Source organism: Mesorhizobium sp. B2-6-2 (assembly GCF_006440615.1).
Lineage (GTDB): Bacteria > Pseudomonadota > Alphaproteobacteria > Rhizobiales > Rhizobiaceae > Mesorhizobium.
The window spans coordinates 46943-70168 of record NZ_VFUG01000003.1 but is presented as its reverse complement, the minus strand read 5'-3'; the positions used below and the strand labels follow the sequence as shown (position 1 = coordinate 70168).

25 protein-coding genes, 1 other RNA gene and 1 pseudogene are annotated in these 23226 nt (G+C 64.0%); 9 read left to right on the top strand and 18 right to left on the bottom strand.

Going from position 1 to position 23226, the window contains the following annotated elements; all coding sequences use genetic code 11:
• Positions 1-104 precede the first annotated feature (104 nt).
• Positions 105-989 carry a LysR family transcriptional regulator gene (locus FJ419_RS08415; protein WP_140689629.1) on the top strand — a complete coding sequence of 295 codons (885 nt, stop codon included), beginning with the start codon at positions 105-107 and terminating at the stop codon, positions 987-989.
• On the opposite strand, the gene FJ419_RS08410 is transcribed toward FJ419_RS08415, so the two are convergent.
• From FJ419_RS08410 to FJ419_RS08400, 3 genes are read right to left on the bottom strand one after another with little or no spacing between them, the layout of a single operon-like run.
• Entirely contained in the window at positions 981-1520 is a 540-nt protein-coding gene (locus tag FJ419_RS08410) for a GNAT family N-acetyltransferase (protein WP_140689622.1), read from the bottom strand. The genes FJ419_RS08415 and FJ419_RS08410 overlap by 9 nt on opposite strands.
• A 37-nt stretch (positions 1521-1557) precedes the next feature.
• Positions 1558-1866 carry a hypothetical protein gene (locus FJ419_RS08405; protein ID WP_140689615.1) on the bottom strand — a complete coding sequence of 103 codons (309 nt, stop codon included), beginning with the start codon at positions 1864-1866 and terminating at the stop codon, positions 1558-1560.
• Positions 1867-1871: 5 nt separating this feature from the next.
• Positions 1872-2438, bottom strand: a complete 567-nt coding sequence (locus tag FJ419_RS08400; protein ID WP_140689608.1) for an XRE family transcriptional regulator — start codon at positions 2436-2438, stop codon at positions 1872-1874.
• Between the two features lie 153 nt (positions 2439-2591).
• Between FJ419_RS08400 and FJ419_RS08395 the strand changes: the two genes are divergently transcribed.
• A complete protein-coding gene (locus tag FJ419_RS08395; protein ID WP_140689601.1) occupies positions 2592-4424 on the top strand; it encodes an ATP-binding protein in 1833 nt (610 codons plus the stop codon).
• A 167-nt stretch (positions 4425-4591) separates the two neighbouring features.
• Here FJ419_RS08395 and FJ419_RS08390 read toward each other — a convergent pair whose 3' ends face one another.
• Both FJ419_RS08390 and miaA read right to left on the bottom strand, forming a co-directional pair.
• Positions 4592-5383 (bottom strand): GGDEF domain-containing protein, encoded by a 792-nt coding sequence (locus tag FJ419_RS08390; RefSeq protein ID WP_140689599.1) that lies wholly within the window; start codon positions 5381-5383, stop codon positions 4592-4594.
• 123 nt (positions 5384-5506) lie between these two features.
• Positions 5507-6451, bottom strand: a complete 945-nt coding sequence (miaA, locus tag FJ419_RS08385) for a tRNA (adenosine(37)-N6)-dimethylallyltransferase MiaA (RefSeq protein WP_140691036.1) — start codon at positions 6449-6451, stop codon at positions 5507-5509.
• On the opposite strand from miaA, the gene serB reads away from it, so the two are divergent.
• The gene (serB, locus tag FJ419_RS08380; RefSeq protein ID WP_140689597.1) at positions 6441-7328 is read left to right on the top strand and encodes a phosphoserine phosphatase SerB; all 888 of its coding nucleotides are present in this window, start codon (positions 6441-6443) and stop codon (positions 7326-7328) included. The two genes, miaA and serB, sit on opposite strands and share 11 nt — an antisense overlap.
• Positions 7325-7888 carry a GNAT family N-acetyltransferase gene (locus FJ419_RS08375; protein WP_140689595.1) on the top strand — a complete coding sequence of 188 codons (564 nt, stop codon included), beginning with the start codon at positions 7325-7327 and terminating at the stop codon, positions 7886-7888. Before serB ends, FJ419_RS08375 begins: the two co-directional genes overlap by 4 nt.
• A 133-nt stretch (positions 7889-8021) precedes the next feature.
• Here the strand turns inward: FJ419_RS08375 and FJ419_RS08370 are convergent, their stop codons facing one another.
• The 6 genes from FJ419_RS08370 to FJ419_RS08345 all read right to left on the bottom strand — a co-directional run bounded on the left by FJ419_RS08370 (position 8022) and on the right by FJ419_RS08345 (position 13724).
• Positions 8022-9539 carry a DegQ family serine endoprotease gene (locus FJ419_RS08370; protein WP_140689593.1) on the bottom strand — a complete coding sequence of 506 codons (1518 nt, stop codon included), beginning with the start codon at positions 9537-9539 and terminating at the stop codon, positions 8022-8024.
• A gap of 146 nt (positions 9540-9685) precedes the next feature.
• Entirely contained in the window at positions 9686-9871 is a 186-nt protein-coding gene (locus FJ419_RS08365; protein ID WP_140689591.1) for a DUF2065 domain-containing protein, read from the bottom strand.
• A gap of 5 nt (positions 9872-9876) precedes the next feature.
• On the bottom strand, positions 9877-10830 hold the full coding sequence (locus FJ419_RS08360) for a protease modulator HflC (protein WP_140689589.1): 954 nt from the start codon (positions 10828-10830) through the stop codon (positions 9877-9879).
• Entirely contained in the window at positions 10830-11945 is a 1116-nt protein-coding gene (hflK, locus tag FJ419_RS08355; RefSeq protein WP_140689587.1) for an FtsH protease activity modulator HflK, read from the bottom strand. Before hflK ends, FJ419_RS08360 begins: the two co-directional genes overlap by 1 nt.
• A 247-nt stretch (positions 11946-12192) precedes the next feature.
• A complete protein-coding gene (locus FJ419_RS08350) occupies positions 12193-12711 on the bottom strand; it encodes a dihydrofolate reductase (protein ID WP_140689584.1) in 519 nt (172 codons plus the stop codon).
• Complete coding sequence (locus FJ419_RS08345; RefSeq protein WP_140689575.1) at positions 12711-13724, bottom strand: DUF4424 domain-containing protein; 1014 nt, start codon at positions 13722-13724, stop codon at positions 12711-12713. Before FJ419_RS08345 ends, FJ419_RS08350 begins: the two co-directional genes overlap by 1 nt.
• 141 nt (positions 13725-13865) lie before the next feature.
• On the opposite strand from FJ419_RS08345, the gene cobF reads away from it, so the two are divergent.
• Complete coding sequence (cobF, locus tag FJ419_RS08340) at positions 13866-14630, top strand: precorrin-6A synthase (deacetylating) (protein ID WP_140689571.1); 765 nt, start codon at positions 13866-13868, stop codon at positions 14628-14630.
• A 143-nt stretch (positions 14631-14773) separates the two neighbouring features.
• On the opposite strand, the gene FJ419_RS08335 is transcribed toward cobF, so the two are convergent.
• From FJ419_RS08335 to modA, 4 genes are all read right to left on the bottom strand, one after another.
• Positions 14774-15115 (bottom strand): winged helix-turn-helix domain-containing protein, encoded by a 342-nt coding sequence (locus FJ419_RS08335; protein ID WP_140689563.1) that lies wholly within the window; start codon positions 15113-15115, stop codon positions 14774-14776.
• A gap of 88 nt (positions 15116-15203) precedes the next feature.
• Entirely contained in the window at positions 15204-16316 is a 1113-nt protein-coding gene (gene modC / locus FJ419_RS08330; protein WP_140689555.1) for a molybdenum ABC transporter ATP-binding protein, read from the bottom strand.
• A complete protein-coding gene (gene modB, locus FJ419_RS08325; RefSeq protein ID WP_140689547.1) occupies positions 16313-17017 on the bottom strand; it encodes a molybdate ABC transporter permease subunit in 705 nt (234 codons plus the stop codon). Before modB ends, modC begins: the two co-directional genes overlap by 4 nt.
• Positions 17018-17039: 22 nt before the next feature.
• Positions 17040-17834 carry a molybdate ABC transporter substrate-binding protein gene (modA, locus tag FJ419_RS08320; protein WP_140689540.1) on the bottom strand — a complete coding sequence of 265 codons (795 nt, stop codon included), beginning with the start codon at positions 17832-17834 and terminating at the stop codon, positions 17040-17042.
• A 166-nt stretch (positions 17835-18000) separates the two neighbouring features.
• On the opposite strand from modA, the pseudogene FJ419_RS08315 reads away from it, so the two are divergent.
• Positions 18001-18205: pseudogene (locus FJ419_RS08315) on the top strand (TOBE domain-containing protein).
• A gap of 12 nt (positions 18206-18217) precedes the next feature.
• Here FJ419_RS08315 and FJ419_RS08310 read toward each other — a convergent pair.
• On the bottom strand, positions 18218-19012 hold the full coding sequence (locus FJ419_RS08310) for a thymidylate synthase (protein WP_140689533.1): 795 nt from the start codon (positions 19010-19012) through the stop codon (positions 18218-18220).
• A 365-nt stretch (positions 19013-19377) separates the two neighbouring features.
• A complete protein-coding gene (locus FJ419_RS08300; protein ID WP_042644091.1) occupies positions 19378-19689 on the bottom strand; it encodes a DUF2853 family protein in 312 nt (103 codons plus the stop codon).
• Between the two features lie 167 nt (positions 19690-19856).
• Here FJ419_RS08300 and ssrA point away from each other — a divergent pair.
• Positions 19857-20217, top strand: a transfer-messenger RNA (tmRNA) gene (gene ssrA / locus FJ419_RS08295).
• A gap of 281 nt (positions 20218-20498) precedes the next feature.
• On the opposite strand, the gene FJ419_RS08290 is transcribed toward ssrA, so the two are convergent.
• Positions 20499-21704, bottom strand: coding sequence for a multidrug effflux MFS transporter (locus tag FJ419_RS08290; protein ID WP_140689526.1), 1206 nt, complete (start codon positions 21702-21704; stop codon positions 20499-20501).
• Positions 21705-21890: 186 nt separating this feature from the next.
• Here FJ419_RS08290 and FJ419_RS08285 point away from each other — a divergent pair, with 186 nt between their 5' ends.
• Positions 21891-22574: a TetR/AcrR family transcriptional regulator gene (locus FJ419_RS08285; protein ID WP_140689519.1), complete on the top strand. Its 684-nt coding sequence runs from the start codon at positions 21891-21893 to the stop codon at positions 22572-22574.
• A 116-nt stretch (positions 22575-22690) separates the two neighbouring features.
• The gene (locus tag FJ419_RS08280) at positions 22691-23221 is read left to right on the top strand and encodes an SspB family protein (RefSeq protein ID WP_140545386.1); all 531 of its coding nucleotides are present in this window, start codon (positions 22691-22693) and stop codon (positions 23219-23221) included.
• Positions 23222-23226: the final 5 nt, after the last annotated feature.

Below are 23226 nucleotides of genomic sequence, written 5' to 3'. Positions count from 1 at the left end.
AAGCTCCCATCCTTTACCCGCCACTAGGGGCACGGATTGCATGCTGGCTTCATCCAAGGCATAAATCCAATTATTGTTTTGCGGGCATTGGCGCTAAACTTCTGATGGCTGGAAGAACTTTCGATGCGATTCCTCCGCTCGACTGGCTGCGCAGTTTCGAGGCTGCCGCCCGCCTGTCGAACTTCACCGCCGCGGCCGCCGAGCTCGGGCTCACCCAAGCCGCCGTCAGCCAGCACATCCGTTTTCTGGAGGAGCGGCTCAAGACGCGATTGTTTGCGCGCCTGGCGCGCGGCGTGGCATTGTCGCCGGAAGGCGCAGCCTATCTCCCGCACATCCAGTCGGCGTTCGCGACCATCGGCAACAGCACGAACGAGCTGTTCGAGCCGCGTGCCGTGCAGATCGTCAGCATCCGCGTCCCCATCTCCTTCGCGATGCTGGTGCTGGTCCCGGCTCTTCCGGATCTGGCAAAGGTGCTGCCGCAGATCCGGCTCGATCTGGTGACCATCCATCGGCCGACCGACTACGACCAGCCGGGCTCGGCGCTCGACATACGCTTCGGCAATGGATCCTTTCCCGGGCGTGAGGCCGACCGGCTGACCGTCGAGCGGCTTGTCCCGGTCGCGGCTCCGCCGCTTGCCCGAGGTGGCGAGTGGACGTCGTTGCCGCTTCTCCTGGTGGCCGGCGCGCGCGAAATGTGGGCGGAATGGTTTGCCGCCGCGGGGCTTGCCGGCCATTCCCGGCGCTCGCATCGCTTCGACAGTTTCGTCGCCGCGTTGGAAGCCGCGAAGGTCGGCGCCGGGGCGCTGCTCGGCTCGCGGCCACTGATCGACGCGGCCCTCAAGGACAAGGTTCTGGTCAGGCTTTCGGATTTCGAGCTTTCGAGCCCGTCGGGCCATTTCCTGACGAGACCCTCATCGTCGCGGCTCTCCGGCGCCGAGCAGGATTTTCGCCGCTGGCTTCTGTCGCGTATCGCCAGGATTTCAGGATAGCCTGTCGGCCGCTGCCCCGATCCGTTTCCAGTAGATAAGGGTGCCGGTGAGCCCGCCCTGTGGCTTGAGCGCGAAATCGGGGATCTCACCGGCCAAGGTGAAACCAAGTTTCTCATAAAGCCCGGCCGCGCCCTCTTCGCTGGCCGTGTCCAGCACCAGCAACGTACGGCCTTTGTCGACGGCCAGGTTCTCCGCTGCCCGCATCAGCGCGGTCGCGATGCCTTTGCCGCGATGGTTCCGGCCAGTCATCAGCTTGGCGATCTCGGCGCGGTGCGGTTGGTTGGGCGGGAAGTCGAGCAACAGCGTGACGGTGCCGGCAAGCACCTCGCCCTGCCATAGGCCCAGCACCGCCCTTTCGCCGCGCGCAGCCGCGGCGAGCGACTTGCGCCAGAATTCCCGCGCGTCCTCCGCCGACAATGGATGCATGAAGCTCACCGATCCGCCGGCGGCGACCGTCTCGATCAACAGATCGGTGAGCATCGCAATGGTCGCCGCATCGTCGCGCAACGCCCGGATTTCAAGGGAATTCATGCTGGTGCTCTCCAGGTGACGAAACATCGGGGACAGGTCATTCGAAATGGCTGATGCGTTTGCGTCGGCGCGCCCGCCGGATTTCGGCGATACGGTCGGCGTCGTCCTCGCTGAGATGGCGGCCACGCTCCAGGACCTCGAGCGTATATTCCTCATAGGTCAGACCGAGCCGCTCGGCCCGTTCCAGCCGCATCAGCATGACGGCGTGACTTGGCGCCTTCCAAGCCTTGTCGTGGGCGGCGCGCCAGGCGAGGAAAATGTAGGCATCGCCCTTGCCCCAGGGCGGGCCGTCATAGTCGTCGAGCGGCGGCCCGCCATTGTGCGAGCGTCTTGGCCGGCGAGACATCGGAGTCAGTCCCTGACCAGCGCCACGAGATACTCCGCCACATCCGGTCCGGGAGCATGAAAGACGCAATCCGAGGGCGCGCCCAGCGCCAGGCAGTCGCCGGGCTCGAGCCGATGCACCACATCGCCCTCGGTGAAATCCAGCCTTCCGTCGATTAGCCATATCTGCTGTTTGATGAAGGCGTAGGACGCCGCCGGCAGACTGACCTTGGCACCGGCTGGAAGGCTGACCCTGACCAGTTCCAGCGGCATCTGCGATGCCGGCGATAGATGCCGCCTGATGTACCTGGTTGCCGGATCCTGCCAGATCGGCTGCTCGTCCCGGCGCGAAATACCGCCGCCTTGCATCTCGGCCCGTGCGATCAGCGTCGACAGCGTCATGCCGAAGGCCACCGCGATGCGCACCAGAAGCGCCGCGGTCGGACTGGTCGTGCCGCGTTCGATGGCGCTCAGCATCGCCTTCGAAACGTCCGAGCGCTCAGCCAATTCGGCGAGCGACCAGCCCCTCACCGTTCTTTCGGAGCGTATCCGCCTGCCGATCGTGGCGGTAATAACATTCGATATATCATCCATTCGTCCAATATATCGGATTTTTTCGGCCTGGAAAGAGGCCAGTTGATCGAATTGTCGCGCCAGGCTTAACGCTGCCTACACCATCCGACCTCACCTGACTTTAACCCCGATTGGGTAGGGTCGAGGCTCCAGGGGAATGGGATCGGGTAAGCCATGTTTGTCGAACGCGAAGCCTCCGTTGGCGAACCGACTTCGCAGGAGCGCCGCAACATCCAACAGAACGACAAGCGGATTCTGGGCAATGTCGTGCAATGCGACGGCGCGCGCGCCACCATCAGTGCCCATGCCGAAGACACCGAAGGCGCGATCAGCGGCCTTTGGACCGTCGGTAAGATGATCTCAATCAATCTCGGATCGACACGAACGGTCGGCCTTGTCTATGCCATCGGCAAATCGGATCGCGCCTGGAATCACGAAGGGCAGAATCCGATCGAGGTCAGCGTCGAACTGGTCGGAGAGGTGCGCGACGGCGTCGACCCCGGCGCCAAGCCGGTGTTCGACCGTGGCATCACCACCTACCCGCATATCGGCGCCATTGCTCACCGCATCCGAACCCGCGACCTGCAGGCGGTCTACGATCTGGCCGGGCGCCATTCGGTGACCATCGGTACCCTGTCGCAGGATGAATCGATCGATGCCAACATTGCTATCGACGACACGCTGGCGCGTCATTTCGCCATCGTGGGCACCACCGGTGTCGGCAAGTCGACAGCTGTCTCGCTGCTGTTGCGCAAGACGATCGAAGCGCGTCCGGATCTGCGCGTGCTCATCCTCGACCCGCATAACGAGTTCGCCGCCTCGCTGCCGGAATATTGCGTGAAGGTCGATTCCAAGACGCTCGACCTGCCGTTCTGGATGTTCAGGCTGGAGGAGTTCGCCGAAGTGCTGTTTCGCGGCCGCGAGACGGTGCCCGAGGAAGTGGATGTCCTGCGCGACCTGATCCCCGCCGCCAAGAACCTTTACCGCAACCCGAATTCCGGCACCTATGTCAGGCGCGGCAGCGACGCGCTGACGGCGGACACGCCGGTGCCTTATCGCATTGCCGATCTCATCAAGCAGATCGACGAGCGCATGGGCATGCTTGAGGCCAAGAACGACCGCCCGACCCTGAAGTCGCTGAAAACGCGCATCGAATCGGCGGCGGCTGATCCGCGCTACCGCTTCATGTTCAATTCGCGGCTGATCGAGGACACCATCCACGAAACGATCGGCAACATTTTCCGCGTCCCCAACCATGGCCGCCCGGTCACCTGCTTCGAGATGGCGGGCATGCCTTCGGAAGTCGTCAACTCGGTCTGCTCGGTGCTGGCACGCCTGGCCTTCGACCTGGCGCTGTGGAGCGAGGGCCGGCTGAAGCTGCTGCTGCTTTGCGAGGAGGCCCATCGCTACATGCCGGCCGATCCGCGTCTCGGCTTCGCGCCGACAAGACACGCGCTGTCGCGCATCGCCAAGGAAGGCCGCAAATACGGCTGCTATCTCGGCGTCGTCACCCAGCGTCCGGGCGAGCTCGACCCGACCATCCTGTCGCAGTGCTCGACCTTCTTCGCCATGCGGCTTGCCAACGAGCAGGACCAGGCCATCATCCGCTCGGCGATCGCCGATTCCTCGGCCTCGACCCTGGCGTTCCTCTCCTCGATGGGGCAGCGCGAAGCCATCGCCTTCGGCGAAGGCGTGGCGACCACCATGCGGCTGAAGTTCGAGAAGCTGCCGCAGGAGTTCATCCCGGGCACCGCGAAGGGCGAGAAGATCGAGCCCTCCGTGGACGGCAACGACGTCGATCTCGCCATGATCGTCGAGCGGCTGCGCAACGTGCCGAAGCCGCAGCAGGCCATGGCCTTCGCCGAGGCTGTGGATTCCTCCCGCCAGGCCGGCGACCCGGACTACAAGAAGCCGGCCACCGCCGCACGCGTGCAGCCGGACGACGACTTCGACACTCGCTACGGCCTGAAGCCCTCGACCTTCGGCATGCGCCAGCTCAACGATTAAGCCTGCGATCGTGAAAAGCAGGGGTAAATCCCGCCAGGAAATTCGTCAGGCTGAGTCGGCTGAAGTTGCCTTCGAGAACCGGAGCGGAGCGGACATAAAGTCCGTGAGCACCGGAAGCGCAGAAGGAAGCTTCAGACGGCCAGCCTCACGAATTTAGTGGCGGGATTTTAGGCGCAGACGCGGTTGCGGCCTTGCTTCTTCGCCTCATAGAGCTGGCGGTCGGCGCGGCGATAGAAATCCTCCGCGCTCTCCTTGTGGTCCCAGACGGCAAGGCCGACGCTGGTGGTGACCTTCAGCCGCACATTGCCCGACATGATCGACATGTTGGCGACCGCCTTGCGGATGCGCTCGGCGAACCTGGCCAGCAATTCGACATCCATGTTGGGGGTGACGACGGCAAACTCCTCGCCGCCCAGCCGCGCCACCACGTCGTGATAGCGCGTCATGCCCCGCAGGCAGGTAGCGACGGCCCTCAGCACCTCGTCGCCGACGTCATGGCCATGCGTATCGTTGACCTGCTTGAAATGGTCGAGATCGAGGATCATCAGCCCGACCGGCCTGTCGATGCGGCGAAACTCGTGCAGATATTCGCGCAGCGCGTCATCGAAATAGCGGCGGTTCTGCATTCCGGTGAGACTGTCGGTGAGCGCCGCCTGCTCGAGCGTCTGCGAGCGGGCGCTGAGCGAAACCGTCATGGCCCTGAGCTTGCCCTCTTCCCGTACCTGACCGCGGATCAGCGGGTAGATGAAGAAGGTGCCGAAGAACAGCGCGGTTGCCAGCAGTGCCCCGGTGACGAACAGCAGTTTGTTGAGATAGACAATTCTGTCGACGCGCGAAGCGGTGTCGAGGTCGGCGGCGATGTCCTGCAATTGGCCATAGGCGTGGTAGGTCACCAGGCCCGCGGCCAGGATCACGAAAATAAAGACGAAAAATGCGGATTCCGCCTTATGGAAACGCATCTACTCCCCGCGCACTGTAGCCCCGAGGTTATGGCATGGCCGACCTTACGGACCGTTAACCCGAGCAACCTTTGCGAGAATTAGAGCCGGGGATTTTAAGGCGCTGATTGAAAAAGCTTTTAGTCAGTCCTGAACAGCCGGTTCGTCGCCCGGCCGCAGCCTGCGCCACTCCGCGCCCAGCTGATGCCTGAACCAGGTCGACTGACGCTTGGCATATTGCCGGGTCGCGATCTTGGCGCGCTCAATGGCTTCGGGAAAATCCGATTGTCCGGCCATCGCCGCCTGCAGCTCCCGCACGCCGATCGCTTTCATCGCCGGCAGGTCCGGGTCGAGGCCGAGCGCGGTGAGTCGACGCACTTCGTCGAGAGCGCCCTTGTCGAGCATCTGGTCGAAACGCGCCTCGATGCGCCGGACCAGTTGCTCGCGGTCCGGCTCGATGACCAAGAAGCGCGCGCTGTCGCGATCGATCAGCGGCCGGCCGCGCACCGCCTGCCATTCGAGGATCGAGCGCCCGGAAGCGTCGAGCACTTCGAGTGCCCGCACGATACGCTGGCCGTCGGTCGGCCTGAGTTGCATGGCCATAGCCGAATCCTCGTGCATCAGCAGGCGATGCAGCCTTTCGGCCCCTTGTTCCTTGAGCTCGTAGCGCCAGCGGTCGCGGACTGACGCCGGAATGTCCGGCATATCCGAGATGCCTTCGGCCAGCGCGCGGAAGTAGAGCCCGGTGCCGCCGACGAAAGCGACCGGACGGCCCGACAGCACGCCGTCGTCGATCAGCTTTGTCACGTCGCGCAGCCAGGCGCCGGTGGAATAGGCGGTGGCGGGATGGACATGGCCGTAAAGGAAATGCGGAACGCGTGCCATTTCGGCGGCGCTCGGCCGCGCCGTCAGGACATCGAGCACCGAATAGCCTTGCATGGAATCGGTGTTGACGATGACGCCGCCATGGCGCTCGGCGAGATCGAGCGCCAGCGCCGACTTGCCGCTGGCTGTCGGCCCGGCTATCAGGATCGCGTTCTTGATGCGGCCTTCGCCCGCCTGCCTGCCGGAATTCTCAATGCCGCTGATCGCCACTTTAGTGTCCCGTCCAGAAGCCCGCGCCGTGCCGGCCTCGCTTGCGAATATGGCCTTGCGGGCCGCCGGCGCAAGCGCCGTTCATTGGCTGGCCGAGGACGTCGCCTGCGATCTCGTTTTGCCGCAGACGCCGGATATCGGCGAAATGACCGCCAATCTGCGCGCAGCATTGGCTTCCGAGCCGGTCGACGTCATCGTCCAACCAGCCGAAGGCAGGCGCAAGAAGATCCTGCTCGCCGATATGGATTCGACCATGATCGACCAGGAATGCATCGACGAGCTAGCCGACGAGATCGGCGTCAAGGACCATGTGGCGGCGATCACCGCGCGCTCGATGAATGGCGAGATCGCCTTCGAGCCCGCCTTGCGCGAGCGCGTCGCCTTGCTGAAAGGCCTCGACACAGCCGTGGTCGACCGCATCATCGCCAACCGGCTGACGCTCGCCTCCGGCGGTCGCGCCTTGGTGCAAACGATGCGCGCCCATGGCGCCTGGACGGCGCTGGTCTCTGGCGGCTTCGACGTCTTCACCAGCCGCATCGCCGCCATGCTGGGCTTCCAGGAAAACCGCGCCAACCGCCTGATCGAAAAAGACGGCACGTTCACCGGCATGGTGGCCGAGCCGATCCTCGGCCGCGCCGCCAAGGCCGAAGCATTGCTCGACATCGCGGCACGGCTCGGGCTGACGACCGAGGATGCCATCGCGGTCGGCGACGGCGCCAACGATCTCGATATGATCCGTCTTGCCGGCACCGGCATCGCGCTTCACGCCAAGCCGACGGTGGCCGAGCAGGCCCGCATCCGCATCGATCACGGCGATCTGACCGCGCTGCTCTATCTCCAAGGCTACCGCCGGGATGAGTTCGTCGAATGAAGCCGATCCGCACCGAGCGCCTGATCCTGCGCAACTGGGAGGAGCGCGACCGCGAGCTTTTCCACCGCGTCAACTCCGACGAGCGCGTGATGGAGTTCTTCCCGTTCCGCCGCGACCGTGCGACCGCGGATGCCAAGATGGACGAATTCCGCGCCTGGATCGATGAGGATGGCTACGGCTTCGCCGCGGCCGAGATCGCGGCCACCGGCGAATGCATCGGCTTCGTCGGCCTCCTGGATACGGATGATGTGCCATCGCTACCGGACGGCACGATCGAGATCGGCTGGCGGCTGGCGCCGGAATTCTGGGGCAAGGGCTATGTCACCGAAGCGGCTGAAGCCTGGCTCGCCTTCGGCTTCGAAACGCTTGGCGTCGACGAAATCGTATCGTTCGCGGTCGCCGACAATCATCGTTCGGTCGCAGTCATGAAGCGACTCGGCATGCAAGCCGATGCGGGCGCCGATTTCGATCATCCCGCCGTGCCGGACACCCACCCGCATCTCAAGCGGCATGTCCTCTACAGGCTGTCGCGTGAGGACTGGCGGGCGCGACGGCGCTGATCGCTTTCGGAGGGCTGCTCGTCGCCAGGCTGTGGCGCCGCATCTGCGACCCTGTCTAGAACCTTGGCAAAATCCCAGGCAGATGCGTTGCCCGCTTGCCGGCGCAGGAAGTCGGCCGCGGTCTCCATCGCTCTCAATCCATCCGGATCGTCACGAAGCGCAGTTCGCCGGTCTTCGACGCCAGCATCAAGAGCGCGTTCTTGCGGCCCTGCTCCTTCAATGCGCCGATCCGGTCCATGACGTCCTTGGGCGTGCCGACCGATTCCTGCGCGATCTCGGTGATCACCTCGCCGGGTTGGATGCCGCGCTCGGCCGCCGCCGAATCCTTGGCGACATCGGTGATGACCACGCCCGACACATCCGCCGCGATGCCGAACTTCTGCCGTGTCTGGTCGTTGAGCTCGCCGACCGTCATGCCGAGCACCGAGGCCGTCGATACCGGAGGCGTCGCCTTGTCGCCCTTGTCCTGGTCGGTGTTGCCGTTCTCGCCGCTGGCCAGCTTCTCGCCGTCCTCCAGCCGTCCGAGCGTCACCTTGACGGTCTGCTCGACGCCCTTGCGTACGATGACGACGTCGACCGCCTTGCCGACCGGGCTTTCGGCCACAACACGCGGCAGGTCGCGCATTTCATGGATATCCTTGCCGTCGAATTTGATGATGACGTCGCCGGCCTGCACCGACCCGTTGTCGACCGGCCCGCCCTTGATGACACCGGCCACCAGCGCGCCCTTTGCGGTCGCCATGCCGAGGCTTTCGGCGATGTCCGCCGTCACCGGCTGGATGCGCACGCCAAGCCAGCCGCGCCGCGTCTCGCCATACTGGCGAAGCTGGTCGACGACGCCGGCGGCAAGCTGCGAGGGGATGGAGAAACCGATGCCGATCGAGCCACCCGACGGTGAGATGATCGCCGTATTGATGCCGATGACCTCGCCCTCGGCGTTGAACAGCGGGCCGCCGGAATTGCCGCGGTTGATGGCGGCGTCGGTCTGGATGAAGTCGTCATAGGGGCCGGAATTGATGTCACGGTTGCGCGCCGAGACGATGCCGACCGTCACCGTGCCGCCCAGGCCGAACGGATTGCCGATCGCCATCACCCAGTCGCCGACACGCATCTTGGTGGAATCGCCGAATTTCACCGCCGTCAGCTTGTGGCCCTTGGGATCGACCTTCAGCACAGCGACATCGGTCTTGGTGTCGGTGCCGACGAGCGTCGCCTTCAGCGTGATGCCGTCGGAGAAATTGACCTCGATATCGTCGGCATCGGCGATGACGTGGTTGTTGGTCACCACGATACCCTGCTCGGCATCGACGACGAAGCCGGAGCCGAGCGACTGCACCTTCTGCCCGGCGCCGCCCTTGTCGCCGCCGCGATTCTTGAAGAAATCGTCGAAGAAGTCCTGGAACGGGGAGCCCTCGGGCAGCTGCGGCATCGGCACCGCGCCTGGCCCTTCTGTGCCTTTCACCGTCTGCGAGGTCGAGATGTTGACCACCGCGCCAAGCAGGCGCTCGGCGAGGTCGGCGACCGAGGGCGGCCCGTCGGAGGCGATCGTCGGTGTGACGAAGGACGGGACGGCAACAATGCCGACCGCGAATGCGGTGGCGCCGGCGAAGACCATGCGCCGCGCCGCGCGCAACAGGGTGTCGGATATCATCGTGGCCTCCCGGTGTGTCTGAAAAGGACAGGCGTTTTCCGCAAAGACGCCTGTCCGGTTCATGTTGGCAAGAAATACGGCACGTTTGCGGCTATGCCCGTCTTCTCAGGATAAATCGTCCGTCGCCGCGGCACCAATGAATTTCATCAGCCGCGAACCAGCCACACAATGGCGACGCCAACCGCGATTGCCGCCAGCCCTCCGAACCGCAGCGCGTTCTCGGGCATCGACTGCATTTCCGTCGCCAGTTTCCGGGCAAGGCCCGGAAACCCGCCATAGACCAGGCCCTCTATCACCAGGACCAGCCCGATCGCCGCGACAAAGTCCTGCACCGCCGCTACTGGGCGGTGCCGGGTTGCGCGGCCGGTGCGGCAGGCGGCGTCGCGGGCGCGGCCGGCTGCCCGGGCTGAGGCTTGCTGTCCGGATCGCGGAAGTAGCGGAAGAACTCGGATTCGGGCGAGAGCACCATCGTCGTTCCGGTGCTGTCCAGCGCCGTGCCGTAGGCATTCATCGAGCGATAGAAATCGAAGAAGGCCGGATCGCGCTTGTAGGCGTCCGCGAAGGTCGCGCTGCGCTGCGCCTCGCCCTCGCCGCGCAGGATTTCCGATTCCTTCTGCGCCTCGGCGACGATCTCGACGACCTCGCGGTCGGCCCGCGCCCTGATGCGCTGCGCCGCCTCGTTGCCGCGCGCCCTCAGACGCTCGGCTTCCGCCAGGCGCTCGGCCTTCATGCGGTCATAGGTCTGCTGCGAGACCTCCGCCGTCAGGTCGGTCCGGCGGATGCGCACATCCTCGATGTCGAGGCCGAGCGAGGTCGCATCGGGGCGAAGCTGATCGCGCACCTCGCGCATCATCACGCCGCGCTCTTCCGAAAGCGCGGCCTCGAAGTCGCGCAGGCCGTAGACACGGCGAAGCGCCGCATCGAGACGCGTCCGCAGCCGTGCCTCGGCCAGTTCAACCTGACCGGACACCGCCGCGCGGAACGTGCGCGGATCCGAGATGCGATAGGCGATGAAGGCGTCGACCTCGTAGAACTTGCCGCCCGAGACCTGGACGCGGATGTTGTCGAGATCGAAGCGCATCACCCGCTTCTCGACCATCTGCACGCTGTCGGCATCGAAGAAGGCGAATGGCGCCTTGAAGTAGATGCCGGGCTCGCTCTTGACGTCGATGATCTCGCCGAACCTGAGCACGATCGCCTGCTGGCCGGCATTGACCACGAACACCGAGGAATAGAGCAGGAACAGAAGGACAGCCGCAATGACGGCGATGATGGGAAGACGGTTGGCCATCACTGGTTGCCTCCCGTCGTGACGCCGCCCAGCGGGGCCGGCGCCGGCTGCGCTTTCGGCTGCAATGCCGGCAGCGGCAGGTAAGGCAGCACGCCCTGACCGTTGCCCTGCTCGACGACGACCTTGTTGGAGTCCTTCAGGATCTTCTCCATGGTTTCGAGGTAGAGGCGCTTGCGCGTGACGTCGGGCGCCTTGGCATATTCGTCGTAGACGGAGATGAAGCGCTGCGCCTCGCCTTCCGCCTCCTGCACGACGCGATTCTTGTAGGCGGCGGCGTCCTCGCGGACCTGAGCCGCCTGGCCGCGCGCCTGGCCGAGCTTCTGGTTGGAATACTGGTTGGCCTGCTCGACGAACTTATCCTCGTCCTGCTCGGCGCGCTGCACCTCGTCGAACGCGTCGGCCACCTCACGCGGTGGTGCCGCGTCCTCGATCGAGACTGCGTTGACCTGGAGACCGGTCTTGTAGCCGTCGAGCGTGCCCTGGATGATCTCGCGCACCCCGGTTGCGATACCCTGGCGGTCGTCGCGGAAGATGTCCTGCGCCGGCCGCCGGCCGACGACTTCGCGCATGGCGCTCTCGGCGACCTGGGTCAGCATGCCGTCGGGATCCGAAACATCGAACAGATAGGCTCTGGGATCGGAGACCTGGTAGGCCACCGAGAACTGCACGTTGACGATGTTCTGGTCGCCGGAGAGCATCAGCCCGGAGCCGCTGCTCGACCCGCCGCCGATGCTGACGAGCTGCTCGGAGATCTTGGCGGTCTCGACCGTTTCGATCGGCCACCAGTGGAAATGCAGGCCTGGCTGCGAAAGCTCGGTCTTCGGCTGGCCGAAGCGCAGTTCGACGGCAACCTCGTCGGGCTGCACGGTATAGATCGCCTTGAAGGCCCACAGCACGATGAGGGCCAGCGCGATCAGCCCGAGCACGGCCGGACTGGCGCCGCCGCCGCCCGGAAGCGCACGCCGCAGCCTGTCCTGGCCGCGGCGGATGATGTCCTCGAGATCGGGGGGCGAACCCTGCGGGCCGCTTGGCCCTTTCGGTCCCTGCCCCCAGGGCCCCTGATTGCCGCCGCCGCCCCATGGGCCGCCGCCACCGCTCTTGTCGTTCCAGGGCATGAATGTCCTTTCGCTTCGGTTCCCTCGGGCCTTGCGGCGCAATCCTAGCGCATGACCACGAAAACCCATATCGGTTTTCGAAAAGGAATCATGCCCCAAAATCAAAGTATTACGGCGGCCTCTTGCGCGTCCGGTTGGACGCGCGCCGCTGCAACACCGTTCTTCTATAGGGACGCCTTGACCCGCTTTCAACGCAATGTGCCATCGTCCCCGTGCGATTTGGACGGGTAGCGACCCTTTGTCGTCGTCAACGATCGTCGCGCCGGCGCTCGTAAACCGTGTAACGCGTGGCGTGGCTGTCTTTCTCGCCGGCAGGAAAATCCTCGGCGCTGACGACCTGCCAGGCGCTTGGATCGATCGGCGGGAAATAGGCGTCGCCATCGACGCTGGCCAGCACATGGGTCACATGCAGCCGGTCGGCAAACGCCAAGGCCTGGGCATAGATCTCGCCGCCGCCGACCACGCAGATCTCCTCCGCTCCCGCCATGCAGCGGCCGCGCACCTTGGCCAGAGCGATAGCGTCCTCCAGCGAGTGGGCCACCTCGATGCCTTCGGCGCACCAGGCCTTGTCGCGAGTCACCACGATGTTGAGCCGGCCGGGCAGCGGCCGACCGATGCCTTCATAGGTCTTGCGGCCCATGATGATCGGCTTGCCCATCGTGTCTGCCTTGAAGCGCTTGAGATCGGTGGAAAGCCGCCACGGCAGGCCGCCTTCGCGGCCGATCACGCCGTTTTCGGCGATGGCGACATAGATCGCGATGTCCATCAGCCGCCGTTCCCGCCATTGTCCGACGGCTCGAGCAGAAGGATGTCGATATCGTGCTCGGGATAATAATCCTTGGCGGTGACCTCGAACGTCGTCGGCCCGACCTTTTTGACATTGTCGCCGCAGAAGGAGACGAGGTTTTTGGGGCTGCCCTTGTCGATGGTGAGCTTGAAATTGCCGATCGTCCCGGCCGCCCAGTTGCCGCCGGTGGTCAGGATATAGGCGATCCGGCTCTCGTAATATTTCGGATAACCGTCCGGATTTGCCTTTGCCGCCTTGCGCACCGCGTTCTCGAACGTCTGATCCATGCAATAGCGGGACTTGTAGGCCGCATACTGGCCCTGGAACTGCCCATCATAGAAGAAGCTGACCGAGGACGTGCCACCGACGCTGGGCTTGTAGCGGTGCGAGACATGGACCTCCTTGTTGGCCGGGAAGGTCGAGCGCCACCAATAGGTCGAGCGTAGCTGCCAGAACGGCGCAAAGGCGGTTTGCATGCCCGAGCCGTTATCGGCCGTATCTTCGATGATGATGCCGCGGTCTTCCCAGTCCTTGGCGACATCCTTGGGCAGCTTCGCCAGCGCCGTCTTTGCGGCGTCGCCGAACGGATAGAGCGGCACGTTCTGCGTCTTGAGATCGGCGGTGATATCGATGCCGAGCGCCAGCGCCCTTTGCTCGAGCTGAGGCTTCGCGTCGACGCCATCGATCGTCACCTCGAAGCCGAGGAAATTATCGCTCTGCGCTTCCGGGATCGCCGGCATCTCGTTCGGATCGCCCTCGATGTCGGGCATCGGGAACGCGACGATGGAGCTGACATCCTTGTCGGTGTTGTTGCGGAACACATAGTCGACCGTCACCTTCTCCGGCGAGATGAAAAGGTCCTCGCCTTGCATCGCCACCGCGTCGCTGCGCGACAGGATCAGCCCGCCGGTGCCGAGCTCGGCGACGGAATCATTGGCGAAGGCCGGGGCAGCCACGAGCGCCAGCGCTGCGGTCAGTACGGTGCGTAACATGGACCCTCCTCTGTGCGGCGATACCGGGATCAGCCGAATGCGCAGTTCCATCTAGCCGTTTCAGGACGGCGTTTCAAAGCCCTTCGTAGGCCGATGCGGGTACTTCTGGACACCGCGCCGCCGATCGGGCAGGAGATCGCCATGCGCAAGCTTCTCGTCATCGGCATCGGCGCCGGCAATCCCGACCACATGACGGTCCAGGCCATCGCCGGCCTGAACCGCGCCGACGTGCTGTTCATTCCCGACAAGGGAGCGAAGAAGAACGATCTTGCCGATTTGCGCCGGCAGATCTGCGACCGCTTCGTCACCAATCCAAAATCGCGCCGGGTCGAGTTCGATGTGCCGGTTCGGGCCGAGCCGACATCGTCCTATCGTGTGACGGTCGACGACTGGCACGAGGCGATCGCCGAGATCTATGAAACCCTGATCCGCGACGAGCTTGCCGACGATGGCTGCGGCGCGTTCCTGATCTGGGGCGATCCGTCGCTCTATGACAGCGCGCTGCGTATTCTCGAGCGCGTGCGCCTGAGAGGCAATGTCGGTTTCGAGCTCGAAGTCATCCCGGGCATCACCGCGATCCAGGCGCTGGCCGCCGCCCACGCGACTGCGCTCAACCGCATCGGCGATTCGATCCTGGTGACGACCGGCCGCCGGCTAACCGAAGAAGGGCTGCCCGCGAACGCCGGCTCCACCGTCGTCATGCTCGACGGCAAATGCGCCTTCAACACGCTTGCCGACCAAGACGTCCTCATCCAGTGGGGCGCCTATCTCGGCACGCCCGACGAGATCGTCATCTCCGGTCGCTTAGGCGACGTGGGTGCCGAAATCGAAATGGTTCGTGAAGACGCCAAACGAAAGAAGGGCTGGATCATGGACATTTATCTGTTGAGGAAATTAGGGCAGTAGGCAGTAGGGAATAGGCAGTAAAATAATGGGCGATTGGAGGCCTCGATTTTCAAGCATCCAGGACATCTTGTCCTACTGCCTACTGCCTACTGCCTACTGCCTACTGCCTACTGCCTACTGCCTACCGCCTACTGCCTACTGCCTCATCCAGCATCGATCTCCGCCTGCAGGGCCAGCATATGGACGGCGGCGGCCGATGAAGCGGCGCGCTCTATGGCGCGAAATCGGCTGACGACCGCCAAACCCGCCGATGTCAGTTGCGCGCCACCGCCTTTGCGGCCGCCGGTCTGCGCCGCGACCAGCGGCTTGCCGAACACGCGGTTCATGTCCTCGACCAGATCCCAGGCATGCTTGTAGGACATCTCCATGCCGCGCGCCGCGGCCGAGATCGAGCCGAAGGCGGCGATCTGCTCCAGCAATTCGATCTTACCCGGGCCGATCCGGCCATCGGGGTCGAGATTTATCCGCAGGCTGAGCGACGGCATTTCATCTCCTCGGATTCCACGGCACGACAATAGTCCCGATGGGAAGGAAGCGCTATTCCAAATATACATAGCGACATGATCGAGATCCTCAAACGCCGACTTCGGCCGGCAGGCCGGCGCCGGTGTTTGCGCGATCGAAGCTCACCGTCTTGATGACCGCGAAGACCTGGCTTCCCAGCTTGAGGCCAAGCGCCTGCCGCGATTGCTCGGTGATCCGCGCGATCACAACCGCGCCATGGCAATCGATGCCGATCTCGACCTCGGGCCCCTCGCCCGGCTTCATGCCGACGATCGTTCCCGACAGGATATTGAGCGCGCTGAGGCCGGCGGGTTTCTCGGTGGCGACCATCACGTCGCGGGCGCGGATGCGAATGCGCACCGGAGCGCCCGCCGCCCGCGCCAGTTTCGGCACGCGGATTTCGCCGGCCTGCGAGGCAAGCACCGTCATGCCGAAGGCCTCGTCGTGACGCAGCACCTTGGTATCGAGCACCGCACCGCCCTCGCCGCGCTCCTCCGCCGGCAACAGGTCGAGCCGCCGCATGATCGCCTCGGTCGGCCCCGCGGCCGCGACCTTGCCCTGCGAAAGCACCACGACGTCGCTCGCCAGCCGCGCCACCTCGGCGACGGAATGGCTGACATAGACGATCGGTATCTTCGTCTCGTCCCGCAGCCGTTCGATGTAAGGCAGGATCTCGGCCTTGCGCGCTTCGTCGAGCGAGGCAAGCGGTTCGTCCATCAGAAGCAGTTTCGGGCTGGCAAGCAGCGCGCGACCGATCGCGACGCGCTGCCTTTCGCCGCCCGACAGTTTCGCCGGCTGCCGGTCGAGCAGGTGATCGATGCCGAGCAGCTCGACCACCGCATCCATCTTGGCGTAGCGCTCGGAAGACGGCGTGAACCAGCGACCGTAGCGCAGATTGCCGGCGACGCTCATATGCGGGAACAGCCGCGCATCCTGGAACACCATGCCGATGCGCCGCTTGTGCATGGGCACGAAGATACGCGCGGCGGTGTCGACCAGCACATTGCCGTCGACCGAGATACGCCCCTTGCCCGGACGGACCAGGCCGGCGATCAGGTTGATCAGCGTCGACTTGCCCGAGCCCGACGGCCCGAACAGCGCCGTCAGCCGGCCGGCGCTCTCGAAACGGGCTTCCACGGCGAAATCGCCGAGTCGATGGCTGACGTCGGCCGAGAGCGTCATTCGATGTCCATCCGCCGGCCGACCCGCCGCGCCAGCACTTCCGAGGCGATGAGCGCGGCCATCGAGATGACGATCGAGATCAGCGTCAGCCTGAGCGCGCCTTCATCGCCACCCGGCACCTGTGTGAAGGTGTAGATCGCCGAGGGCAGCGTCTGCGTTTCGTTGGGGATGTTGGAGACGAAGGTGATGGTGGCGCCGAATTCGCCCATCGCCTTGGCGAAGGAAAGGATCGCTCCCGCGATCAGGCCGGGCAGGATCAGCGGCAGCGTGATGGTGGCGAACACCCAGAGCGGGTTGGCGCCGAGCGTGCCGGCCGCCGCTTCAATTTTGCGGTCGACAGCCTCGATCGAGAGCCGGATGGCCCGCACCATCAGCGGAAAGCCCATGACCCCGCAGGCCAGTGCCGCGCCCGTCCAGCGGAACGAGAAGATGATGCCGAGATGCTCGGCAAGGAAGGCGCCGGCCGGGCCGCGCCGGCCGAAGGTGAGCAAGAGCAGATAGCCGGTCACCACCGGCGGCAGGATCAGAGGCAGATGCACCAGCCCGTTGAGCAGCGTCTTGCCCCAGAAACGCCCCCGCGCGAGCAGGAGCGCGATCAGGACGCCCGGCGGCAAGCTGGCGATCATCGCCACCGTTGCCACCTTGATCGACAGCCGGACCGCATTCCATTCGTCGGGAGTGAGGTCCAGCAGCCAGTTCATGATTGTGTTTGCGCGGTCTTTCTCAGTTGCTCGGTGCGAGGACCGTGAAGCCCTGCTCCTTGAACAGGTCGGCGGCCTTGGCCGACTCGACGCATTTCAGGAAGGCCGCCGCATCCTTGTCCTTCGAATCGGCGGTCTGGGCAATCGGGTAGATGATCGGCGGATGCGAATCTTCCGGGAAGGTGCCGACCACCTTGACGCCCTTTTCGGCATGCGCGTCGGTGGCGTAGACGATGCCCAGAGCCGCCTCGCCGGTCGACACCAGCTTGAGAGCTGCACGCACATTCTCGGCCTGCGCGATCTTGCCCTCGACCGACGACCAGACGCCCAGCGATTCCAGCGCCGCCTTGCCGTATTTGCCGGCCGGCACGGCCTTGAAATCGCCCATGGCAAGCCTGCCGTCGCCGATCAGCCTGGCAAGGTCGAAGCCCTTCTCGACCTTGGTCTCGACCGCGGAATCCTTCGGCGCCACCAGCACGATCTGGTTGCCGAGCAGCTTCACTTCGGTATCAGGCTTGGTCAGCTTCTTGTCGGAGAGATATTTCATCCAGTCGAGGTCGGCCGAGACGAAGATGTCGGCCGGCGCGCCGCCTTCGATCTGCTTGGCGAGCGCCGAACTCGCCGCGTAGGAAATGGTCGCTGCTTCGCCGACTTCCGGCTCGCAGGCCTTGTTGACCGCGTCGAGCGCTTCCTTGAGGCTGGCCGCGGCAAACACGACCACCTTGTCGTCGGCATGGGCCGCCGGCACCGCCGTCATCAGCATTGCCGCCAGACCGCCAATGGCGATCGTCTTCAACCCGAAACCCTTGCCCGTCATGAAGTCTCTCCCTGGTTTCAAATCCGTACCGCCAAAAGCCTTTGACCGATATATCCGTATGAACATAACAAGGGAAGGCCTTTCACCTGTCGCGGCATTGTGCGCCGGCGCGATCTCAGCCTACGGTGAATGCGAAACGGAAGGGGCGAAGCTCAAGCAGAGACGCATGAAGATCAGCGCCTGCAACACCTCAAGGGTAAGGTGACCGAGATCGTCAAGGGAAGCCACCGCTTCGCATGTCAGATCGACATCGGCGGCGACGCGTCAGTCACCGCGTCGATCACCAAGCGGTCGCCGACCTCGCGCTCGAGAAGGGCAAGCAGGCCTATGCGGTGATCAAGGCCTCGGACGTCATGGTCGGCATCGATTGAGCCGAAGCTGGCTCATACCGCGATAGGCGCCTTGATATTCGCGTCCGCGAAATAATTCTCGAGGCGGAAATCCTCGAAGCGGAAGGCGAAGAGGTCCTTCACCTCCGGATTGATCCACATCGTCGGCAAGGCCTTGGGCGTGCGCCGCAGCTGCTCGCGCGCCTGCTCGAAATGGTTCGAATAAAGATGCGCATCGCCCAGCGTGTGGACGAAGTCGCCGGGCTTCAGCCCGGTCACCTGCGCCACCATCAGGGTGAGCAAGGCATAGGAAGCGATATTGAACGGCACGCCGAGGAAGACGTCGCCCGAGCGCTGGTAAAGCTGGCACGAGAGCCGGCCTTCCGAAACATAGAACTGGAACAGGCAGTGGCAGGGCGGCAGCGCCATCGCCTCGACTTCGGCCGGGTTCCAGGCCGAGACGATCAGCCGGCGCGAGTTGGGATTCTTGCGTATCTCCTTCAAAAGGCCCGCAATCTGGTCGATACCGCCGCCATGCCCGTCCGGCCATGAGCGCCATTGCTTGCCATAGACCGGTCCGAGATCGCCGTTCTCGTCTGCCCATTCGTCCCAGATGGTGACGCCGTTGTCGTTGAGATATTTGATGTTGGTGTCGCCGGCCAGAAACCACAGAAGCTCGTGGATGATCGACTTCAGATGCAGCTTCTTGGTTGTCGTGACCGGAAAGCCGCGCGAAAGGTCGAAGCGCATCTGGTAGCCGAACACCGAGCGCGTGCCGGTACCCGTACGGTCGCCGCGATCGATGCCATTCTCCAGCACATGCTTCAACAGGTCGAGATATTGGCGCATCGGCTCTGCCTCGATTCGGGTAATAGCCAATAATAACCGATAGCCAGGTGTCCGGACACACCAAAACGCGCCACTAGCGCCTGTGCACCACTACACTTCCAACGTTTGCGCCCGCCCCTCATTGCCCTGCCGGGCATTTCTCCCCGTATAGTGACGGGGAGAAAGGGCTGGCTGCCGCGCTGCAGCGTTTCTTGCAACGCTGACGGTTGGCGAAACCGCCTAAGGCAGCGCCCTTCTCCCCGTCACTATACGGGGAGAAGATGGCGGCAGCCAGATGAGGGGCAGCGCCGACGCCCCGTGACGTAAATTCAAATCCGACGCGACAGCCTTGCCGCGGCAATCTTCGCAAACCGAAGCGCGACCTGTCAAAGAGAGCCGAGTTTGCCGAGATCCTTGGCAACCAGATAGTAGAAGGTCACGCGGCTCTTGGTGTTGTCGGCCTGCATGGCCTTGCAGGTTTTCTCGATCGAGGCGTTGGCCTTTGCGGCATCGGCGATGCCGAGCTTCTTGCCGATCCAGTTCTCCCGCACGCGATCGAGTTCCTTCGGGTCGGTGCAGGACACCAGCGAGGAATCGCGGTTCCTGAGCGCAATGCCCAGATGCTTGACGATCTTATCGACCGCGTCGGCGCTAGCGCCGGCATCATATTTCTTCACATCCGCAAGATAGTCGGCCATCAAACTTCCCCTCGTCGGCGCCACGGATCCGGTCGATGAGGGTTGTGGCGCGCCGCGCAACCTGTGCGCTAGGTCAGAGACTCCTCACCGGGAGCGAGATTTGATTGAGTAGGCGCGCAAGTCAACCCTTGGCTGCCGTTTGGCACGACCGGATAAGCGCCGGTTTTGGCCTTTATTTTTCCTTCGCCGCTCCCTATATACGGTTCGTCGGCTTGACCGACTATGGCGATAAACAGGCGATGAAATAAGCCGTTCGGACCCGGGGGCGGTACCCGGCGCCTCCACCAAAAACCGCTCTGGTTGACGGAGCGGCTTTTGCTGGGGGCGAAATAGGATCGACGAAGGTGTAAAGATCGTACTTTTGCCCGGCATTGTACCACCGTTATCGGGCTAAACTTATAGTTGCCAACGACAACTATGCGGAAGCTCGTCTCGCTGCTTAATGCGGCGCGAACGCTTCAAATCAAGCCCTAGGGGTTCGCACTTCTAGGCGGGGTTCGGAGGTACCTGGCAACAGAAACCTCCACCTTCCCCCTCCTTGCTTCTTCCCAATCAACCGAACGCCAAGGGTCGTCCGGCGCCTGATGCGCGGGCACAGCCTTGCCGCCCATCATCCATCGACAGGCGATGCAAAACGATACCGATCGATTTTTCGTGCTGACCGCTATGCGTAGCTCGGCTACGACCTGGTGCCGTTGCCTCTCGCTCCGGTCGATGAACGGGTGCGCTTCGTCCTCGATCAAACAGCTTCGCCAGGAACATGAAAAAGGCTGAGAGCGACCCGGTCTTCTATCTTCTCAACGGCTGTCCTACTCCGCCGGCGCTTCGACCGCTTCGCGCACGCGGCCGAGTGTCAGCTTGGCCAGAGTGAAGGAGATCACGGCGCACAGCGCGATGCCGGCCACCATCGGCAGCGGCGTGCCGTCGAAGAAGATGCCGGCGACACCCATCGCCAGCGCGCCGATGGCGAAGTGCAGCGTGCCCATCAGCGCCGAGGCCGTGCCGGCGATCTCGCCATGCTCTTCCATCGCCAGCACCGAGGTGGTGGGGATGACGAGGCCAAGGAAACCGTAGCCGACAAAAAGCAGCGCGGCCATCACGTCGAGCCGGTCGACGCCGGACGCCATGATCGCGAACAGCGCCACCATCACCGTGGCATAGCCGGTGACCGCCACCCAGACGACGCGCTTCAACCCGAAGCGGTCGGCCAGCAAGCCGGTCAGCTGCGACATGCCGATGAAGGCGACCGCGTTGATTGAGAAGAACACACTGTAGACCGACGGCGACAGCCCGTAATGGTCGATCAGGATGAAGGACGAGCTCGACAGGTAGACGAAGAAGCTCGCAATGCCGAAGCCGGCGATCGCCACGAGGCCGAGGAAGTTGCGGTCGCCCATCAGGTAGCGGTAGCCGGCAAGCGCCGTGCCGAAGGATGAGCCGGCGCGCTCTTCGACCGGCCGCGTCTCCTTGAGCGAGGTGGCAAGCAGGATGGTGGCCAAAGCGGCCGCGCCCGTTACCGTCCAGAACACGGCGCGCCAGCCGAAGCTCTCGATGATCTGGCTGCCGGTCAGCGGCGCCAGGATCGGCGACACCGAGAAGACCAGCATCAAGAGCGACATCAGCTTGGCGGCCTCGTTGCCGGTATGCAGGTCGCGCACGATGGCGCGCGGCACCGCCATGCCGGCGCTGGCGCCAAGCCCTTGCAGGAAGCGGAAGGCGATCAGCCACTCGATGCTCGGCGCCATCGCCGAGCCGACGCCGCCGACCATGAACAGCGCCAGGCCGGCATAAAGCGGCGCCTTGCGGCCGACCATGTCGGAGATCGGGCCGACGACGATCTGCCCAAAACCCATCGACAGGAAGAAGATCAGAAGGCTCATCTGCACGGCGGCGGTGCCGGCATGCAGGTCCTGGCCGATCGAAGGCAGCGCGGGAAGATACATATCGATCGCAAATGGGCCGATCGCGGACAACAAGCCGAGCACGACCGCGATGCGGAGGAATTTGGGACTCATGATAAGGCTCTTTCGGATCTGGTTGCCGCCGCAAAATGCCGGCGTCTGAACCCAGGACGTTCCATCCCGCGGAAATCCTACGTCTGAGGGCAGATTTCTTCGCCCCTTCAGTGCGGACTTCCTTTATTGTGTCCACAAATTTAGACAGGCTTGTCCAATTCGTCAATCACCGCTATATAGATTTTCATGAAGCCCGGTGTTTCTCCTGACACTTTCCCGCCACGCAGCCACAAGGCCAAGCGCGTATCGGTGGTCGACGCTGCCGCTTCCGTCTTCTGCCGCGAAGGCTATGCCGGCGCCAATATCGACCTGATCGCGGCCGAGGCCGGCGTTTCGCGGCAGACCGTCTACAACCATCACGGCGACAAGGAAAAGCTGTTCGTCGCCGTCGTGCGCGACCTGACGGAGCGCTGCAATGCCGGCATCTTCGCCACCATCGCCAGCTTCCCCGACCAGCCGACGGACCTGGAAGCCGACCTGGTCGCCTTCGCCGTGCGCATGAACCGCAACTGCATCTGCAACCGCGATGGCCGTTTCCTGCGCAAGCTGATCCAGGCCGAAGGCGAGCGTTGTCCGGAGCTGTTTGCCGAATGGCGCGAGCAAGGCCCGGGCCGTACCTGGTCGGCGCTTGCCGCGCGCTTTGCCCGGCTTGCCTTCGCCGGCCACCTGTCGATCGGCGACCCCGACGTCGCGGCGCGTCAGTTCTTCGCCCTCGTCAACGCCGAGCTTCAGATCACTTTCATGCTGGGCGGCGTGCCCACCGAGGAAGAGGTGCTGCGCTCGGCCACGAACGGCGTGCGGACCTTTCTCGGCGCCTTCGCCAGAAGGAAATCGCCAGCCGGCAAACAGGCTGCGCTCGCTCACGCCTGAGCCATCAAATCGCCGGCACCCCTCTTGGCCTCACGGCTTTGCGCCTATATGCGGTTTACGCCGCGCTCAAGCTTGATTACAGCTATGCGGACGATTCAACGGAACCCGACCATCAGATGGCCGACGACCACATCCGCTACGACATTCTGGCCCAGGAGGCTCTGCGCGGCGTCATGCGCAAGGTCCTGGCCGAGGTCGCGCGCACCGGCCTTCCGGGCAATCATCATTTCTTCATCACCTTCCTGACCGGAGCGCCGGGCGTGCGCATCTCGTCCAGGCTGCGCGAGCGCTATCCGGAGCAGATGACCATCGTCATCCAGTTCCAGTACTGGGACCTCAAGGTGACGGATGCCGGCTTCGAGGTCGGGCTTTCCTTCTCCGACGTGCCGGAAAAGCTCGAAATCCCCTTCTCCGCCGTGCGCGGCTTCTACGATCCGTCGGTCAATTTCGAGCTCGAATTCGACGTCAAGACGGAAAGCGCCGAAGACGAGGCCGTCGCTCCGGCCCCCGAGCCGGTCGCTGTCGTCCCCGAGAAGAAGGCGGAAACCAAGAAGAAGGCCGCCGAGGCCGAAAAGAAGCAGGCGGTCGCCGAGACCGGCGCCAAGGGCGCCGACGTCGTTTCGCTCGACGCCTTCCGCAAGAAGTAGCCCGA